General features: G+C 55.7%; 15 protein-coding genes. 11 read left to right on the forward strand and 4 right to left on the reverse strand.

Annotated elements, in window-relative coordinates:
• Positions 1-90 precede the first annotated feature (90 nt).
• Complete coding sequence (locus tag M467_RS17415) at positions 91-1,494, forward strand: S41 family peptidase (RefSeq protein ID WP_021065420.1); 1,404 nt, start codon at positions 91-93, stop codon at positions 1,492-1,494.
• A 40-nt stretch (positions 1,495-1,534) separates the two neighbouring features.
• On the forward strand, positions 1,535-2,671 hold the full coding sequence (locus M467_RS17420) for a PDZ domain-containing protein (protein ID WP_031199785.1): 1,137 nt from the start codon (positions 1,535-1,537) through the stop codon (positions 2,669-2,671).
• 41 nt (positions 2,672-2,712) lie between these two features.
• On the opposite strand, the gene glpK is transcribed toward M467_RS17420, so the two are convergent.
• From glpK to M467_RS17435, 3 genes are all read right to left on the reverse strand, one after another.
• Entirely contained in the window at positions 2,713-4,230 is a 1,518-nt protein-coding gene (gene glpK, locus M467_RS17425; protein WP_021065422.1) for a glycerol kinase GlpK, read from the reverse strand.
• Positions 4,231-4,260: 30 nt separating this feature from the next.
• Positions 4,261-4,968, reverse strand: coding sequence for an MIP/aquaporin family protein (locus M467_RS17430; protein WP_021065423.1), 708 nt, complete (start codon positions 4,966-4,968; stop codon positions 4,261-4,263).
• Positions 4,969-5,069: 101 nt separating this feature from the next.
• Positions 5,070-5,954, reverse strand: coding sequence for a sulfite exporter TauE/SafE family protein (locus M467_RS17435; protein ID WP_144060644.1), 885 nt, complete (start codon positions 5,952-5,954; stop codon positions 5,070-5,072).
• Between the two features lie 114 nt (positions 5,955-6,068).
• Here M467_RS17435 and uvrB point away from each other — a divergent pair, with 114 nt between their 5' ends.
• From uvrB to M467_RS17455, 4 genes are all read left to right on the forward strand, one after another.
• On the forward strand, positions 6,069-8,045 hold the full coding sequence (gene uvrB / locus M467_RS17440; protein ID WP_021065425.1) for an excinuclease ABC subunit UvrB: 1,977 nt from the start codon (positions 6,069-6,071) through the stop codon (positions 8,043-8,045).
• Positions 8,046-10,919, forward strand: a complete 2,874-nt coding sequence (uvrA, locus tag M467_RS17445) for an excinuclease ABC subunit UvrA (RefSeq protein WP_021065426.1) — start codon at positions 8,046-8,048, stop codon at positions 10,917-10,919.
• A gap of 66 nt (positions 10,920-10,985) precedes the next feature.
• The gene (locus tag M467_RS17450; protein WP_021065427.1) at positions 10,986-12,164 is read left to right on the forward strand and encodes a DUF4097 family beta strand repeat-containing protein; all 1,179 of its coding nucleotides are present in this window, start codon (positions 10,986-10,988) and stop codon (positions 12,162-12,164) included.
• A 63-nt stretch (positions 12,165-12,227) separates the two neighbouring features.
• A complete protein-coding gene (locus tag M467_RS17455; protein WP_021065428.1) occupies positions 12,228-12,587 on the forward strand; it encodes a hypothetical protein in 360 nt (119 codons plus the stop codon).
• A gap of 49 nt (positions 12,588-12,636) precedes the next feature.
• On the opposite strand, the gene M467_RS17460 is transcribed toward M467_RS17455, so the two are convergent.
• A complete protein-coding gene (locus tag M467_RS17460; protein WP_021065429.1) occupies positions 12,637-12,993 on the reverse strand; it encodes a hypothetical protein in 357 nt (118 codons plus the stop codon).
• 153 nt (positions 12,994-13,146) lie between these two features.
• Between M467_RS17460 and hprK the strand changes: the two genes are divergently transcribed.
• The 5 genes from hprK (at position 13,147) to M467_RS17485 (ending at position 17,796) form a co-directional block, all read left to right on the forward strand.
• Positions 13,147-14,085, forward strand: coding sequence for an HPr(Ser) kinase/phosphatase (gene hprK / locus M467_RS17465; protein WP_021065430.1), 939 nt, complete (start codon positions 13,147-13,149; stop codon positions 14,083-14,085).
• Complete coding sequence (gene lgt / locus M467_RS17470; protein WP_021065431.1) at positions 14,085-14,903, forward strand: prolipoprotein diacylglyceryl transferase; 819 nt, start codon at positions 14,085-14,087, stop codon at positions 14,901-14,903. The genes hprK and lgt overlap by 1 nt, the downstream gene beginning before the upstream one ends.
• Positions 14,903-15,553: a pyrophosphatase PpaX gene (ppaX, locus tag M467_RS17475; protein ID WP_021065432.1), complete on the forward strand. Its 651-nt coding sequence runs from the start codon at positions 14,903-14,905 to the stop codon at positions 15,551-15,553. The genes lgt and ppaX overlap by 1 nt, the downstream gene beginning before the upstream one ends.
• Positions 15,546-16,028, forward strand: coding sequence for an acyltransferase (locus M467_RS17480; RefSeq protein ID WP_021065433.1), 483 nt, complete (start codon positions 15,546-15,548; stop codon positions 16,026-16,028). The genes ppaX and M467_RS17480 overlap by 8 nt, the downstream gene beginning before the upstream one ends.
• A 295-nt stretch (positions 16,029-16,323) precedes the next feature.
• Positions 16,324-17,796, forward strand: a complete 1,473-nt coding sequence (locus M467_RS17485; protein WP_021065434.1) for a tetratricopeptide repeat protein — start codon at positions 16,324-16,326, stop codon at positions 17,794-17,796.
• Positions 17,797-17,850: the final 54 nt, after the last annotated feature.

The following is a 17,850-nucleotide window of genomic DNA, read 5'->3' on the forward strand; positions in this document are numbered from 1 at the left end:
ACGTGTTCCAAATTTCTGGAACACGTCCGTTTTTCTGAACTTTTTGCTATACTGGATGAAAGACTGACAAAGAGAAATGAGGGACTACCCGTGAAAAATACAACCGCAGGATTACTAGCCGGTGCCACGTTCGTCGCCGGTGCCGGTGCTGGGCTCGCGACGATGGCGTTCACCGATACAGCGTTACCGATTCAACCGAAAGCGGAAGGCTGGGACAAAGTCGACCAAGTCCGACAATTGATCGAGACGCATTCGTTAAAGGATATCTCGGAAGAAGACTTGTTGACCGGTGCCCTCGACGGGATGACGGGAGCGCTCGACGACCCGTACTCGGACTTCCTCGACGCCGAAGAGACGTCACAGTTCACTGACTCGATCGAGTCGAGCTTTGAAGGAATCGGCGCGACTTTGGAGAAGAAAGGAGAAGACATCTTAATCGTCGCTCCAATCAAAGGCGCACCAGCCGAAGAGGCGGGTCTCCGAGCTGGAGACGTCATCACGGCGGTTGACGGGGAATCGATTGAAGGGATGGCCGTCGAAGAGGCGGTCCAACTCATCCGTGGCGAGAAAGGGACCGTCGTCACGCTCACGATCCGTCGCGGCGGCCAAGAGGCCGACTATGAGATTACACGCGATACGATTCCGATCGAGACCGTCTATTCAGAAGTGAAAGAACAGGACGGCAAGAAAATCGGCTATATCGAGGTGACCCAGTTCTCTGAGCCGACGGCCGATGAGTTTTTGGAGCAGCTTGAGACGCTCGAGTCAGAAGACATCGATAGCCTTATCATCGACGTGCGCGGGAACCCAGGTGGCTTGCTTCCGGCCGTCATCGAGATGACCGAAGGGTTCGTCCCGACGAATAAACCGGTCGTCCAAATTGAGAACGCGGACGGGGAACGCGAGTCGCAGAGCGGCCGCGCCCGAGAAGCGAAGCCGTACGACTTGTTCGTCTTGACGGACGAAGGATCGGCGTCGGCATCTGAGATTTTGGCTGGGGCGCTCAAAGAAGGGGCCGGTGCAACGATTATCGGCAACAAGACTTTCGGAAAAGGGGTCGTCCAGACGGCGTTCGATTTAGAGGACGGCAGCAACTTGAAGCTGACGACGAGCAAATGGCTCACGCCGGACGGCAATTGGATTAACGAGAAAGGCATCGAGCCGGACGTCGAGGTCAATCAACCGGATTACTTCGGGGTGAACCGCATCCTCGCCGACACGGACTCGCTCAAAGTCGGCGACTACGGCGAGGCGGTGTCGAACCTGCACACGGTCTTGTCGGGCATCGGCTATGAGCCGGGCGGACAGCCAGGATATTACGGCGACACGATGGCCCGCGCCGTCAGCGACTTCCAAGCCGACAACAATTTGCCGGAAGACGGGGTCGTCAATGAGGCGACGGCGTCGGCGCTTGAGTCACGCTTGCTCGAGGTGATTCAAGATGAGGCGAACGATGCCCAATTGAACCGAGCGCTCGAAGAAGCTGCAAAATAAGGATTAGGGAAAGGATTGGACAAGTGTGGACGTTCTACGAATGAGTTTTACTGCTTTGTTGACCTTGATCGGTAGTCCGCTACTCTGGGCGACACTCGTCGCCCTCGCTTACATATCCATGACGCGCATCAAACGGGAGCGAGGCATGTTCCGCTCACGGCGACGTTCGCCGAAGTCGGACTGGCGCCATTTTGTGTGGCCGAGCCTGTTGCTCGCCGTCATCGGTTCAGCCGCATTGATTTTGCTCGAGACGACCGTCAACTGGGAATGGCTCGTGACGTTCAGCGTGCTGTATGCGCTCATCGTCTTGACGATGCACCCACGTTTCAGCAGCCCGGCGTTCCCGTTCCTCCTCATGCTGACGGCGGTCGCGTTGCGTGACGTCGTCGACTACGGCGCCGTCTCGGGCTGGATGGACCGGCTATCCGAGGTCGAGTGGCCGGTATATGCGCTCGTGTTCGGCGTCGTCACATTGGCGGAAGCGATTCTCTTACGTTGGAACGGGTCGATTGAAACATCACCGACGCTCATCTTGTCCAAACGAGGCCAGTTCATCGGCGGACATGTCGTCAAACGGCTTTGGTTTTTCCCGCTCGTCGTCTTTTTGCCACCGTCGTTCGGTCTCGACATGCCGGTGCCGGTCATCTTGCCGATCCCAATCGGGGTCAGCCTGTTATCGACCGGGGCCTTGCCAGGGACGCTCCTCGGTCGCCTGAGCCTGTATCGCGGCTTGCTCGCGCTCGTCGCCCTCGGTTTGTTCGGGGCGTCGTACGTCATCGACGTGCCGTATGCGGCTTACGGCTTGCTCGTCGTGTTCGTCTTGTATGAGCTAGCGCTTCAAATGATCAAGCGAGAGAACCGCGGGACGACACCAGTGTTCATCAACGGCAACCGGGGCGCGGTCATCATCGACACGCTCCCGGGTTCGCCAGGTGAATCGATGCAGCTCATCCCGGGCGAGTCGATTTATAAAGTGAACGGGACGGTCATCACGGGCGGGAGCAGCTTCTATGAGGCGCTCCAGCTCCATAAGCCGTACATCAAGCTCGAGGTGCTCAACTTGAACGGAGATATCCGTTTCGTGCAACGGGCGATGTATGAGACCGACCCGCATGAGCTCGGCATCTTGTTCGTCGCCGAGCCGGCGAGTCCGCGTCTGCGGTTACGGAAATTATAAAAGGGAGCATCCTTGGCGGATGCTCCCTTTCGTGCGTTCGATTAAAGTTCAAGTTTCGATGGTTTGAAGCCCATCGTCGCTTCGACGGCGTGTTGCCAGCCTTTATACAGATTTTCGCGGTGTGCCTCGTCCATGTTCGGTTCGAACTGGTGGTCGAGTTTCCACTGCTGTTTAATCTCAGCTTGGTCTTTCCAGAACCCGACGGCGAGTCCGGCGAGGTAGGCGGCACCGAGGGCCGTCGTCTCGCTCACTTCCGGACGTTCGACCGGCACGTTCAAGATGTCCGCTTGGAACTGCATGAGGAAGTTGTTGTTGACCGCACCACCATCGACGCGGAGTGTCTTCAACTCGATGCCAGAATCTTGTTCCATCGCCGTCAAGACGTCGCGCGTCTGATAAGCGAGTGATTCGAGCGTCGCCCGGACGAAGTGTTCTTTCTCCGTACCGCGTGTGAGGCCGAAGATGGCACCGCGGACGTCCGAGTTCCAGTACGGGGCACCGAGACCGACGAAGGCAGGGACGACGTAGACGCCGTCAGTCGTTTCGACACGGTTGGCGTACTGTTCCGTATCTTTCGCCGACTTGAGCATGCGGAGTCCGTCACGGAGCCATTGGATGGCCGAACCGGCGACGAAGATCGATCCTTCGAGCGCGTATTCGACTTTGCCACCGTAACCCCAAGCGATTGTCGTGAGCAATCCGTGGTTCGATTTGACGGCTTCTTCACCCGTGTTCATGAGCATGAAGCAACCCGTACCGTACGTGTTCTTACCTTCGCCTGACTCAAAGCAAGCTTGACCGAAGAGGGCAGCCTGTTGGTCACCGGCTGCACCGGCGATTGGGACTTCGAAGCCGAAGAAGTGGTACGGAATCGTGTTGGCATATACTTCACTCGACGGTTTGACTTCTGGGAGCATCGATTTTGGTACCGTCAAAATCTCGAGGAGCTCATCGTCCCACTTCTGCTCATAAATGTTGTACATGAGCGTCCGTGAGGCGTTCGAGTAATCCGTGACGTGGGCGTGACCGCCTGAGAGCTTCCAGATGAGCCATGTGTCGATTGTCCCGAAAAGGAGATCGCCAGCTTCCGCTTTCTCGCGCGCACCTTCGACGTTGTCGAGAATCCATTTGACTTTCGTTCCTGAGAAGTAGGCGTCAATCAAGAGGCCCGTCTTGTCACGGAACAAATCCCCGTGTCCGGCCGCGTTCAGCTCGTCACAGATGCCAGCCGTTTGCCGCGATTGCCAGACGACCGCGTTATAGACCGGGCGTCCTGTCGACTTCTCCCAGACGACGGCCGTTTCCCGTTGGTTCGTGATTCCGATGGCCGCGATCTCTTTTGGATCGATATCAGCCGACCCGAACGCCTCGGCCATGACGGCGAGGACAGAACCCCAAATCTCGTTCGCGTTATGCTCGACCCAACCCGGTTTCGGGAAGTATTGTTTGAACTCACGTTGCGCGACTGTGACGATTTTCCCGTCATGGTCGAAGATGATAGCCCGTGAGCTTGTCGTTCCTTGGTCAAGTGCTAAAATGTAACGTTTTTCTTTCTCCATATGAGAGAGCCTCCTTAGAAAGTAGAGAGATTATGGTACAAGAATGCCGTACACCAATGCGGCGATGATCGCCCCGATAATCGGTCCGACGACCGGGATCCATGAATAGCCCCAGTCCGACGTGCCTTTGTTTTTAATTGGAAGGACTGCGTGCGCAATCCGCGGCCCTAAGTCACGAGCCGGGTTGATCGCGTAACCCGTAGGTCCCCCGAGCGACATCCCGATCGACACGACGAGGAACGCCACGATGAGCGGATTCAAACCGTCGGTGAACGTGTTGGCCCCGAATGACAAAATCCCGAAGACGAGGACGAACGTACCGATGATCTCAGAGATCAAGTTGAACGGCGTGTTGCGGATGGCCGGTGCTGTCGAGAACGTGGCCAATTTGCCGCCCGGATCATCTGTCGCGTCATAGTGTGGCTTGTAGTGCAGGAAGACGAGGACGGCCCCGATGAACGCCCCGATAAACTGCGCCAAGATGTAGCCTGGCACATCAGCCCAAGGGAATGAGCCTGCTGTCGCGAGCCCGACCGTGACGGCAGGGTTCAAGTGCGCCCCTCCGTAGATTCCGGCCGCGTACACCCCGATCATAACGGCGAAGCCCCAACCGAACGTGATGACGACCCAGCCTGCGTTCTCCGCTTTCGAATGGCGTAGGACGACGCCGGCGACGACACCGTTACCGAGCAAGATGAGTAGCATTGTACCGATAATTTCACTGACGAATGCTGACATGTGATAATCCCTTCCTTCCATATTAAATTTGGCTTACCACTTCATTATATGCCCCAAATGTAAGCGTTTCAAAACCGAATATGCAAAAAAAGCCACTTTTCTTATGAAAAGTGGTTTTGATTGACAATACGCCGTTTGAAGTCGAGTCCAATCCCGATAAGAAAAGCGAGCAGGACCGCCAAACTGACGTACGCGAGCGGCGCATAGACGGCGGCACCGAGATCGAGCGCGATCGAGGTGATGACGGCCATATACAACCAGGCGAGTCGGTTAGAGATCTCTTTATCGTGATAGCGATTCGTGAGCGTGGCGCCGAACGGGGCTCCGATGAAAGCGCCGATGACCAACGCGAGCGGCGTCACGTAGTCGAGCGACAGCGACGGGAGATAACCGACGAGTCCGCCGAGCGAGATGAACAGGACGGCAGCCAGGCTCGTTCCGACCCCGTGATGTGTCGAGAATCCAAGCCAACTGACGAGGAGCGGGACGATGATGAAGCCGCCACCGATACCGAGCAGCGCCGACAACAGCCCGGCCATCATCCCGATGACGAGGGCGGCAAGCAGCGATGATTTTTTCGGCTTCTGCGGTTTAGATGTTTTCTTTAATAGCGTAACGGCAAAATAAGATAGGATAGCCAGATAAAATAGATTGAGCAACCAGTCATACGAGCCCGAGATCGAGAGGACGAGCCGGCTCGACAGCTGCGCCGTGACGGCACCGGCCAAGCCGACCGTGATGCCTGTCGACCAGGACACGTTGCCGAGCGACGTATGTTTCTTGGCGCCGGACAGGCTCGTCCCGACGACGAATAGGAGCGACGTGGCGACGGCCTCGGCCGCCGAATATCCACTAAAGAGCAACACCGGGACGATGATGACCCCGCCGCCGATGCCGAAGAAGCCGGACAAGGCGCCGACGACGGCACCGAGCGGGATAAAGAGAAGCGACCACATGACGACCAACTCGTTTCTGTTTAGATTCACTCTCCATGATAACGAAAAGCGGAACGATTTGGGAAGCGTGTCAGAAGCGAATATTTGTTCGTGTATGTGATATAATCAAGCCAATATGCAAGGTAAAGAAAGCGAGGAATATACATGGATAAGATTAGCGTTCCGTTCGACTTACATTCAGAATATAAGCCGGCCGGCGACCAACCAGAAGCGATTCGTCAGCTCGTCGAAGGAATCAATCGCGGCGACCGGTATCAGACGTTGCTCGGTGCGACCGGCACCGGGAAGACGTTCACCGTATCGAACGTCATCCAAGAAGTGAAGAAGCCAACGCTCGTCTTGGCCCACAACAAGACGCTCGCCGGACAGCTTTACTCCGAGTTCAAAGAGTTCTTCCCGAACAACGCCGTCGAATATTTCGTCAGTTATTACGACTACTACCAGCCGGAGGCGTATGTGCCGTCGACCGATACGTTCATCGAGAAAGATGCCTCGATTAACGATGAAATCGATAAACTCCGCCACTCGGCGACATCGGCCTTGTTCGAGCGGGACGACGTCATCATCGTCGCCTCCGTCTCCTGTATTTACGGTCTCGGTAACCCGGAAGAATATAACAGTCTCGTCTTAAGTCTCCGCGTCGGCAAAGAGATGGGGCGCGACCAGATGCTCCGCAAACTGATCGACATTCAATATGAACGGAACGATATCGATTTCCAGCGCGGCCGTTTCCGTGTCCGCGGGGATGTCGTCGAGATTTTCCCGGCGTCACGTGACGAGCAGTGCTTGCGCGTTGAGTTTTTCGGTGACGAAATCGACCGCATCCGCGAGATGGACCCCCTCACCGGAGAGATTATCGCCGACCGGGAGCACGTCTCGATCTTCCCGGCGTCCCACTTCGTCACCCGTGACGAGAAGTTGCAAAAAGCAATCGTCAACATCGAGGCCGAGCTCGAACAACAGCTCGAAAAGTTCCGCGAAGAAGGCAAACTGCTTGAAGCACAGCGCCTCGAACAACGGACGAACTATGACCTCGAGATGATGCGCGAGATGGGCTACTGTTCAGGCATCGAGAACTATTCACGTCATTTGAACTTGACGGAGGCAGGGGCGACGCCGTACACGCTCATCGACTACTTCCCGAAAGACTTCTTGCTCATCGCCGATGAGTCGCACGTGACCCTCCCGCAAGTGCGCGGCATGTACAACGGCGACCAGGCCCGAAAACAAGTGCTCGTCGACCACGGTTTCCGTCTGCCTTCGGCCAAAGACAACCGACCACTCAAGTTCGACGAGTTCGAGAAGAAGTTGTCGCAAGCGATCTTCATCTCGGCGACACCGGGTCCTTACGAGCTTGAACATACACCGAACATGATCGAACAAATCATCCGGCCGACGGGTCTACTCGACCCGACGATCGAGATTCATCCAATTAAAGGACAGATCGACTACTTGATGGATCAGATTCGCGACCGCATCAAACAGGACGAACGCGTCCTCGTGACGACGCTCACGAAAAAGATGGCCGAGGATTTATCGGACTATCTGCGTGAAGCGGGCATCAAGGTCAACTATATGCACTCGGAAATCAAGACGCTCGAGCGGATTGAGATTATCCGTGACCTGCGTCTCGGGAAATACGACGTCCTCGTCGGAATCAACTTACTGCGGGAAGGACTAGACATCCCGGAAGTGAGTCTCGTCACGATTCTAGACGCCGACAAGGAAGGGTTCCTCCGTTCGGACCGATCGCTCATTCAGACGATCGGGCGGGCGGCGCGGAACTCGAACGGGCACGTCATCTTGTTCGCTGATAAGATGACCGACTCGATGACGCGCGCGATTGAAGAGACCGACCGTCGTCGCTCGATTCAAGAAGCTTATAATGAAGAACACGGCATCACGCCGCAGACGATCCGTAAAGAAGTACGCGGCGTCATCCGCGCGACGGTCGACGCCGAGGAGGATGTGCTCGAATCACTCAGCTCGATGAAGCCGGCTGAACGTGAGGAAGCCATCGCCAAGCTAGAAGAAGAAATGAAACAAGCGGCCCGCGACCTCCAGTTCGAACGGGCGGCCGAATTGCGTGACTTAATCTTGGAGTTGAAGGTAGGGAATTAAATGGCTGAAAAGAAAAATGCGATCGTCATCAAAGGGGCGCGCGTCAACAACTTGAAAAACATTGATATCGATATTCCACGGGACCAGCTCGTCGTCTTGACGGGCTTGTCCGGTTCCGGTAAATCGTCACTCGCGTTCGACACCATCTACGCCGAGGGGCAGCGCCGTTACGTCGAGAGTCTATCGGCCTACGCTCGCCAGTTCCTCGGACAGATGGACAAACCGGACGTCGATACGATTGAAGGGCTGAGCCCAGCCATCTCGATCGACCAGAAGACGACGAGCCGTAACCCGCGCTCGACCGTCGGGACGGTGACGGAAATCTATGACTACTTACGTCTTTTGTTCGCTCGCATCGGGAAACCGGTCTGTCCGCGTCACGGTATCGAAATCTCGAGCCAGACGATCTCACAGATGGTCGACCAAGTGATGGAGCTTCCGGAGAAGACGCGCCTGCAAATTTTGGCGCCAATCGTCTCGGGCCGCAAAGGGACGCACGTCAAAGTGTTCGACTCGCTCAAAAAAGAAGGGTTCGTCCGTGTCCGTGTCAACGGGGAGACGATTGAACTGACCGATGAGATCGAGCTCGACAAGAATAAGAAACATTCGATTGAAGTCGTCGTCGACCGTCTCGTCGTCCGCGCCGACGTCGAAGGACGTCTCGCCGACTCGCTCGAGACGGCGCTTCGCCTCGCCGACGGTCGGGCCATCATCGACAAGATGGACGGCACCGAGCTCTTGTTCAGTGAGCATCATGCCTGTCCGATTTGCGGGTTCTCGATTGGGGAGCTCGAACCGCGCATGTTCTCGTTCAACTCGCCGTTCGGCGCTTGTCCGACATGTGACGGCCTCGGCACGAAGCTCGACGTCGATCCGGAACTCGTCATCCCCGATCCGTCGAAGACGCTGAAGGAAGGCGCGGTCGTCGCTTGGCAGCCGACAAGTTCACAATATTATCCACAACTGCTCGCCTCGATGTGCAAACACTTCGACATCGACATGGACGTCCCGTTCGAACGGTTATCGAAGCGCGACCAAGATCTCGTCTTGCACGGGACGGACGAAGAGTCGTTCCTGTTCCGTTACGAGAATGACTTCGGACAAGTTCGGACGAACACGATCTTCTTCGAAGGGGTGCTCCGCAACATCGAGCGTCGCTATAAAGAGACGACGTCGGACTATATCCGTGAACAGATGGAGACGTACATGGCGACACACGCCTGTCCGACATGTAGCGGCTACCGGTTGAAAGAAGAGACGCTCGCCGTCAAAATCACGGGCCACCATATCGGCCAAGTGACGAACTTGTCGGTCGTCAACGCCATCGACCTGTTCGATTCGATCATGACGGAACTGAGCGAGAAAGATATCGCCATAGCCCGTCTCATCTTGCAAGAGATTTGCGAGCGGCTCAGCTTCTTGAACAACGTCGGTCTCGACTATTTGACGTTGTCACGCGCCGCTGGGACATTATCGGGCGGAGAAGCGCAACGGATTCGTCTCGCGACGCAAATCGGTTCGCGACTCACAGGCGTGCTCTACGTCCTCGATGAACCGTCAATCGGGTTGCATCAACGGGACAACGATCGCTTGATTGCGACGCTCAAACAGATGCGCGATATCGGCAACACGCTCATCGTCGTCGAACACGACGAGGACACGATGATGGAGGCCGATTATTTGATCGACATCGGACCGGGCGCCGGGGAGCACGGGGGTCAAGTCATCGCCGCCGGCACACCGAAACAACTCATGAAAAACAAAAACTCACTGACGGGCCAATACTTGTCCGGTAAGAAGTTCATCCCGCTCCCGGCCGAACGAAAAGTGCCGGATGAGCGCTTCTTGAAAATCTTGAAGGCGGAAGAGAACAACTTGAAAGGGGTCGACGTCTCGATCCCGCTCGGTATGTTCATCGCCGTTACCGGTGTGTCCGGTTCCGGGAAGTCGACGCTCATCAACGAGATTCTGTATAAATCGCTCGCCCATCACATCAACCGGGCCAAGGCGAAGCCAGGGAAGCATAAGAAGATTGAAGGACTCGACCATATCGATAAAGTCATCGATATCGACCAGTCGCCAATCGGACGGACGCCGCGGTCGAACCCGGCGACGTATACCGGCGTATTCGATGATATTCGTGACGTGTTCGCGTCGACGAACGAGGCGAAGATGCGTGGGTACAAGAAAGGCCGCTTTAGTTTCAACGTCAAGGGCGGACGCTGCGAGGCGTGCCGCGGGGACGGAATCATCAAAATCGAGATGCACTTCTTGCCGGACGTCTATGTCCCATGTGAAGTGTGTCACGGAAAACGCTATAACCGTGAGACGCTCGAAGTGAAATACAAAGGTAAGACGATTGCCGACGTGCTCGATATGACGATCGAGGAAGGGCTCGACTTCTTTGACAAGATTCCGAAAATCAAGCGCAAGATTCAGACGATTTATGACGTCGGTCTCGGCTATATGAAACTCGGGCAACCGGCGACGGAACTGTCGGGTGGGGAAGCGCAGCGCGTCAAGCTCGCCTCTGAGCTCCATAAACGTTCGACCGGCAAAACGATTTATATTTTGGACGAGCCGACGACGGGACTTCATGTCGATGATATCGCCCGGTTGTTGAAAGTGCTGCAACGCCTCGTCGAGAACGGGGACACGGTACTCGTCATCGAGCATAACCTCGACGTCATCAAATCGGCCGACTACTTGATCGACCTCGGACCTGAGGGCGGTGACGGTGGCGGTACAATCGTCGCGACCGGGACTCCGGAAGAAGTCGCTGAAGTGGCAGCCTCGTATACGGGTAAGTATTTGAAGCCGGTGTTAGAACGGGATTCGGCCCGAGCGAAACCAAAAGCAGGAAAACGGAAGTAAGGTATAGAAATGATGAGAAACGGGAACATGATTGACGTGTAACCAAATCGAAGGGGGAAACGAACAGTGAAACAAGAAATGCGTGAACTGATTCTCCAGCAAGTGAAAGATGGAAAGCTGACGATTGAAGAGGGCATGACCCAACTCGAGCGACTGGAACGGCTCGAACCTGAGCGCGTCCAAGCGCTCGAGGAACGTCAAGAGACGGAGAAAGTCGATGCGTATTCGGTCGAGTCGCTCACGACGAAACTGACGTCGGCCGTCGAAGGACTCGTGACGAAACTTCGTGACAGCGACTTCACGTTCAGCTCGAACTTCGGACCAGAAGTGACGTATTCGAAATCGTTCCCGTTCACTGGGAAAGACATCTCGCTCGACTTGTTCAACGCCTCGGCGACGATTGTCTCGTCCGACAACGACGAGTGCGAACTGATCGTCACGGGCCGTCCGCTCCGTCAACAAGACGCGGATAAGGCGCTCGAACAGCTCCAGTCGGCGGTCAAGCATTCGGTCATCGGCGACCGTCTCGTCGTGTCGCTCCGTGACAAACTCGTCCGGGCCCACGTCGAATTGTACGTCCCGCATCATCATTTCGATCACCTGCACGTGCAGACGCTCAACGGGGAAGTCCGCGCGGACGGCCTCGATGTCGAGAGCGTTCGCATCCAGACGGCGAACGGCCGGGTCGTGCTCCATGACGTGCACGCCTCAGAGCTGCTCCTCAATACGGGGAACGGCACGGTCGAGGTCGAAGCGGTCGAGTCAGAACTCGTCCACGTACGGACCGGCAACGGTGCCGTCATCGTGAACGGGAAATATGACAAGGCGTCGCTCAAGACCGGCAACGGGAATATCCGGGCCGAACTCGCGACGGCCCGTCCGGCCAAGTTCGAGCTCGTCTCGCTCGCCGGAAACATTCGTCTCGTCTTGCCGCACGGCGTCGAGGTCGAAGGGGAACTCGAGACGAACTTCGGTGGACTTCACTGTAACTTGGACGAGCTCGAGTTGATCCGTGACCGGAAAGATGTCGCCCAGCGTCGTCTTGAATTCCTGTCGGGACGCGGTCAGACACCACGCATCGAAGTCGAGGCCGGAACACGTACCGGTACAATCGACCTCGAACACGGCTCGCTCCATACGCCGTCGACGTTCCTCGAAGAGGACAAGCACGAGCCGGTGGAACCGATCGACCCGGTCGACCCGGTCAATCCGGCCGACTTGAACAACCCGTTCCATCAGCAATGACCGACAACCCGAAGGCCTCTCGCCTTCGGGTTTCTTTTAACTCTACAGACGAGGAGGGACGGGATGAAGCGATTTGTGTCAACGTACGGATGGATGATGATTGCGGTGCTGTTGCTCGGTGGATGTGACGACGAACAGCGCATCGTCAGTGGGAACGAGCCGGCAGGCGACGAAGCGATTGCCATCGCCTGGGCGTATGTGACCGCGCGAAACTGGCAGGAGCCCGCAATCGATGCGGGAGCGAGTGCCGAGGTACATCGTGTCACGGTCGATGATGGCTATGAACTGTTGGACGATGCGTATACAGGGACCGAGGCGCTCGCCGTCTCGTTCGAAGCGGACCCGAACAGTAGCGTCGGCGTCCCGACAATCTTGGTCGCACCGGAGTCGAACACCGTGGTCGGTTATTTGCCGGGCGAATGAGACACCCATGACAAAACCCGAAGGCGAATGCCTCCGGGTTTTTGTCGTGTCATAGATTCATTTGATACTCCATCTGTTCCCAATCCATCATTTGACCGTCATACAGCGTGAATGAGCCGATGATAAACAGGATAAATAGGACCGGTCCGGCGATAAGCAAGAAGATTCCGAGATACCGCATCTTCTTCGATCGGTTCCAATAGAAGATGATGGCGACGATCATCGATAAGAGCGACCCGGACAAGAACAAACCGACGATGTTCAAGATGAACAATAAGAGCACCGTCTCGTTCTTCGTCGCCGCATATTCGCGCCACATGTCAAATAGTGACTTGACCAAGTAGACGAGCGCCGCGATCCCGACGATAAAAATAAAGACAATGGCAATCCAAAATAGTGAATTCATGTGATTTCACCTCCCTATTCGTCTATACCCGTTCTACGCAATTGCCACGATTTAGTTTCACCTCTTTTTTTCGACACGCTTCGGCTCACTTTCGTTGACACTTCTCAAGAAGAGCTATGATACAATAATGAGCGTGAAAGGGGCAGATTACTCATGCAAAATATCGTACGCACGGCTCAACTCGTTGAGCGCTTCAAACTTCAAGTCATCGCCGGGGAAGAAGGACTTCACCGTCCTGTCGCCACACCGGACCTCAGTCGACCAGGACTCGTCCTTGCCGGCTATTATACCCACTATGCGAAAAATCGGCTTCAAGTGCTCGGGAAGACCGAGCTCACGTTCTATGCGAGCTTGTCGGAAGAGAGCCGCCGCGAGCGGGCGAAGATTTTATGCACGGAATTGACACCGGGCATCCTCATCACGCGCGGCTTCGACATCCCGAAAGAGATTGAACAAGAAGCCGAGGCGGCTAACGTTCCGCTCATGCGCACGAACGCGGTCACGACCTCAATCGAGTCACAAATCACAAACTTCCTCGAGATGGAACTCGCACCGATGACGGCGATGCACGGCGTGCTCGTCGACATCTACGGCGTCGGCGTGCTCATCAAAGGGCAGAGCGGCGTCGGGAAATCCGAGACCGCCCTCGAACTCGTCAAGCGGGGCCACCGTCTCGTCGCTGATGACTCGGTCGAGATTCGCCAGACCGGGGACCAATTGCTCGTCGGTTCAGCGCCGAAGCTGATTCGCCACTTGCTCGAGATTCGCGGAATCGGCATCATCGACGTCATGACGTTGTTCGGCGCCGGTGCCGTCCGTTCGCACAAGAAAATCAGCTTGATCATCAACCTCGAGAACTGGGATGCGGGCAAAGTATATGACCGCGTCGGGCTCGATCACAACACGATGAAAATCATCGACAGTGAAGTGCCGATTTTGACGATTCCGGTCCGTCCGGGACGTAACTTGGCCGTCATCGTCGAAGTCGCGGCGATGAACTACCGTCTGCAGAACATGGGCATCAATACGGCCGAAGAGTTCGCGGAGCGGCTCGCGAACGCCATCCATGACAATGAAGGAGACATGGAATAATGGTAGAGCCAACATTTGACCGCGTCGCGTTTGAGATCGGGTCACTCCCGATTTATTGGTACGGCATGATTATCGCCTTCGGGGCGATGCTCGGCCTCGTTCTCGCCTTGTTCGAGGCGAAGCGCCTCAATTATGATTCAGAACGGGTCGTCGACGTCATCATCTGGTCGATTCCGATCAGCATCGTTTTCGCCCGGATTTACTACGTCATCTTCCAATGGGACTACTATAGTCAGAACCTCGGCCAAATCATCGACATCCGTCAAGGCGGCATCGCCATTCACGGGGCCATCTTCGGGGCGCTGCTCGTCGTCATCATCTATTGCATGCGCAAGTCGATGTCGTTCTGGAAGATCACGGACATCCTCGCACCGTCGCTCTTGCTCGGACAGGCGGTCGGACGCTGGGGCAACTTCATGAACCAAGAGGCGCACGGTGCCGAGACGACGAGTCGTTTCTTGAAAGAGACGCTCTTCCTCCCGGACTGGATCGTCAATCAGATGTATATCGACGGGGCCTACTATTTGCCGACGTTCTTATTCGAGAGCGTCTGGAACATCATCGGCGTCATCTTGCTCGTCGTATGGCGTATGGTCGGTAACCCGCCGCGCGGCTATATCTTCTTGTCGTATCTTGTCTGGTACTCGATCGGTCGCTTCTATATCGAAGGACTGCGGACCGACAGCTTGATGGCCGGTGATCTCCGGACGGCACAACTCGTCTCGATCGCGATGATCGTGTTCGGTATCTTCATGATGATCGTCCGCCGTAAAGCGAAACGATACGACGACCCTTCAGAGAAAGGACTGTTTGATTGATGGATACACTTCTATTCGATTTGGATGGTACGTTGCTCGATACGAACCCGCTCATCATCGCGAGCTTCCGTCACACGCTCGGGTATTACTTCCCAAACGAGACGTATCGCGATGAGGACATTTTCCCGTTCATCGGACCGACGCTCGAGAAGTCGTTCAAAGCGCTCAATGAGCCGGAATGGAAAGAGATGCAGGCGTTCTATCGCAGCTTCAACATCGCCATGCACGACCAACTCGTCGCCGAATATCCGGGTGTGATCGAAGGGTTGTACCGCCTTCACGCCAAAGGATACAAGATGGGCGTCGTCACATCGAAAGGCCGTCCCGTCGTCGAGCAAGGCTTGCGTTTGTTCAACATCGACCACTTGTTCGACGTCGTCATCACGGCCGACGATGTCGTCCATGAGAAACCGCATGCCGAACCGGTCGAGCTTGCGCTCCGCGCGCTTGGGTCGACGGCGGACCGCGCCGTCATGGTCGGCGATAATGACACGGACATTTTCAGCGGCAAGAACGCCGGCACGAAGACGGTCGCCGTCGGCTGGGCGTTGAAAGGCCGCGCGTTTTTAGAAGCGCTCGAGCCTGACGTCATCATCGACTCGATGGAACATTTTGAGGCGTGGCTCGACGAGGTTACGGTCCATGCGTAAGACGGAACGGTTTCGTCTCGACGGGCCGAACCCGCTCTGGCAGATGTATCGGACGATTCGTTTCCTGCGCGTCTTCAAGAACACGACCGTCGTCTTGATTGGCCGCTACTTCCCATCCGTCAAAGCGAAACGCTGGTTGTACCGGACGTTACTCGGCATGGAAATCGGGGAGTATAGCGCGCTCGCCCTCATGGTGACACCGGACGTCATGTTCCCGGAGCGAATCTCGATCGGCCGTAATACAGTCATCGGGTTCAATTCGACGATTCTCTGTCACGAGTACCTCGTCGACGAGTACCGGATCGGGGATGTCCGCATCGGGGACGAGGTGTTGATCGGGGCGAACGTGACGATCCTTCCTGGCGTCACGATCGGCGACCGGGCCGTCATCGGTGCCGGTGCCGTCGTGCATCGCGACGTCCTGCCCGGAGAGCGCGTCGTTGGCGCAAAGCTCCAAACCATCGACACAAAATAGACACAATTTAGCGCGAAATCATTTTGAGGTCAAGACATGTTCGTCCTCATAAAATTACTAGAGCGGTATCACTTTTTTTAAAGGGGATGCCGCTTTTTTGTGTCTGTGGGCGCTGACACGAAACCCTCATATTTTTGTCAAAAAGCATTTAGCGGACCTAGCAAAATATATTCATTATAGAAGGAATATAGTCCCGATTTTTTTTAAGTTTTTCAGTTGCCCTCACTGATTGAGTGCGGTATTCTTAACCCTGCAACTAAAAAAAGATTTAGAGATGATGTGGAGGATTTAGAATATGGAAGCGAACTATGAAGCAGTAATGACGCTACCCGAACCAGAATCTCCGCTCGCCGCGGAGCTCCACTACTATAGAGGTCGTCGTGCGTTACGTGAAGGTCGCCTAGATGAAGCGACTTTTTTCATGGCTGAAGCCACTGCCGCTGCAGCCCACCGCGTCGACTATCACAAACAGTACGCTGAACTGTTATTTGAAGTAGGGGAGATCTACCACGCCAATGACGTGTGGAAACGGGTGCTTGAACTCGATGAAACGTCAACAGAGGCCTTATATCACCTTGCGAGCAACTGCGCCTATATCTCTTTATATGAAGAAGCAGCGATGTATGCGAACCGATACCTCGAAGTCGAGGCACACGGACGCTACGCGGACTCGGTCCAATCCCTGTTAGAACTGATTGAACTCGAACAAGAACTCGAAGATGACGAAGAAGACGAGCTAATCACGTGGCACACCGAGGCCCAACAGCATATCGACAAAGGCCGCCTGTTCGCCGCCAAGTCGACGCTCGAACGGTTAATCGATCGCTATCCGCGCTTTTGGCCGGCGTTCAACAACTTGGCCGTCGTCAATTTCTATCTCGGCAACGATGACGCGGCTTTCGAGACGCTCGAGTACGTGCTCGATGAGAACCCGGGCAACTTGCATGCGCTCTTGAACACGATTCTGTTGTTGCATGAAGCCGGACAATCAGAGGCGGCGCTCCAACTGTCGGTCCCACTGACACGTGTCCGTCCGCTCCAGTTCGATTTACGCTACAAACTCGCCACGACGCTCGCGCTCGTCGGTCAATACGACCGCGCGTACGAAGAACTCCGCCTGTTGAAAGAACGCGGATTCCGTGGGGATTCACTGTTCGGGCATTGGCTCAGCGTATCCGCCTACAAGACCGGGCGTCTTGAAGAAGCGGCTACCTATTTGAACAGTGACGAGTTGAAACAATTCGAAGAGAAGAGCCCGTACGACATCCGCGACAACCTCGAGTTCCGCTCGGCGCTCGTCCAAGGATTGCGCCAAGAAGAAGACGCGGCTCGAATCGAAATCATCCGAATCATCTCGAAGCTCGCCGATGACGAGGCGTTCGAAGCGCTCGCGTTGACGAGCGGCATCACCGACAACGAGACGGTGCTTGCGTTCGCAGAGAAGTGCCGGGCCGAGATTTGCCAGGCCCCGTTCACAGGCGATGTCCGCATCGCTCGGGCATATGACGCGCTCTTGCTTGCCGAGACGGAAGTGTCGGAAGCAGAACAGATGAGCCTCGACGGCGACTTTTATGAACGGTTCGCGCTCTTGCTGCTCGCCGGTGCATCATTCGAGGACACAACGGCATCGGCCGCTGCCCTCGTCTGGATGTTCTATGCGAAACGGGACGCTCTCGTCCTCGACGACTGTGCCGATGCGTTCGGTATCGATGTCGCGACGCTCACGGAGACGATCCGTTCGTTCAAACAAACACTCGAACAAGCATAAAGATAGACGATACCTCCCTAGGTTTCTTATACTGAAGTCAATCAATTTCATGCA

Origin of the sequence: Exiguobacterium chiriqhucha RW-2, assembly GCF_000416965.1 — a bacterium.
Lineage (GTDB): Bacteria > Bacillota > Bacilli > Exiguobacteriales > Exiguobacteriaceae > Exiguobacterium > Exiguobacterium chiriqhucha.

Coding starts and splice junctions, on each gene's coding strand:
- uvrA (WP_021065426.1), top strand. CDS start 8,046: ATGGCTGAAAAGAAAAATGCGATCGTCATCAAAGGGGCGCGCGTCAAC.
- M467_RS17460 (WP_021065429.1), bottom strand. CDS start 12,993: ATGAATTCACTATTTTGGATTGCCATTGTCTTTATTTTTATCGTCGGG.
- ppaX (WP_021065432.1), top strand. CDS start 14,903: ATGGATACACTTCTATTCGATTTGGATGGTACGTTGCTCGATACGAAC.
- M467_RS17480 (WP_021065433.1), top strand. CDS start 15,546: ATGCGTAAGACGGAACGGTTTCGTCTCGACGGGCCGAACCCGCTCTGG.
- M467_RS17485 (WP_021065434.1), top strand. CDS start 16,324: ATGGAAGCGAACTATGAAGCAGTAATGACGCTACCCGAACCAGAATCT.
- glpK (WP_021065422.1), bottom strand. CDS start 4,230: ATGGAGAAAGAAAAACGTTACATTTTAGCACTTGACCAAGGAACGACA.
- hprK (WP_021065430.1), top strand. CDS start 13,147: ATGCAAAATATCGTACGCACGGCTCAACTCGTTGAGCGCTTCAAACTT.
- M467_RS17455 (WP_021065428.1), top strand. CDS start 12,228: ATGAAGCGATTTGTGTCAACGTACGGATGGATGATGATTGCGGTGCTG.
- M467_RS17420 (WP_031199785.1), top strand. CDS start 1,535: ATGAGTTTTACTGCTTTGTTGACCTTGATCGGTAGTCCGCTACTCTGG.
- M467_RS17430 (WP_021065423.1), bottom strand. CDS start 4,968: ATGTCAGCATTCGTCAGTGAAATTATCGGTACAATGCTACTCATCTTG.
- uvrB (WP_021065425.1), top strand. CDS start 6,069: ATGGATAAGATTAGCGTTCCGTTCGACTTACATTCAGAATATAAGCCG.
- lgt (WP_021065431.1), top strand. CDS start 14,085: ATGGTAGAGCCAACATTTGACCGCGTCGCGTTTGAGATCGGGTCACTC.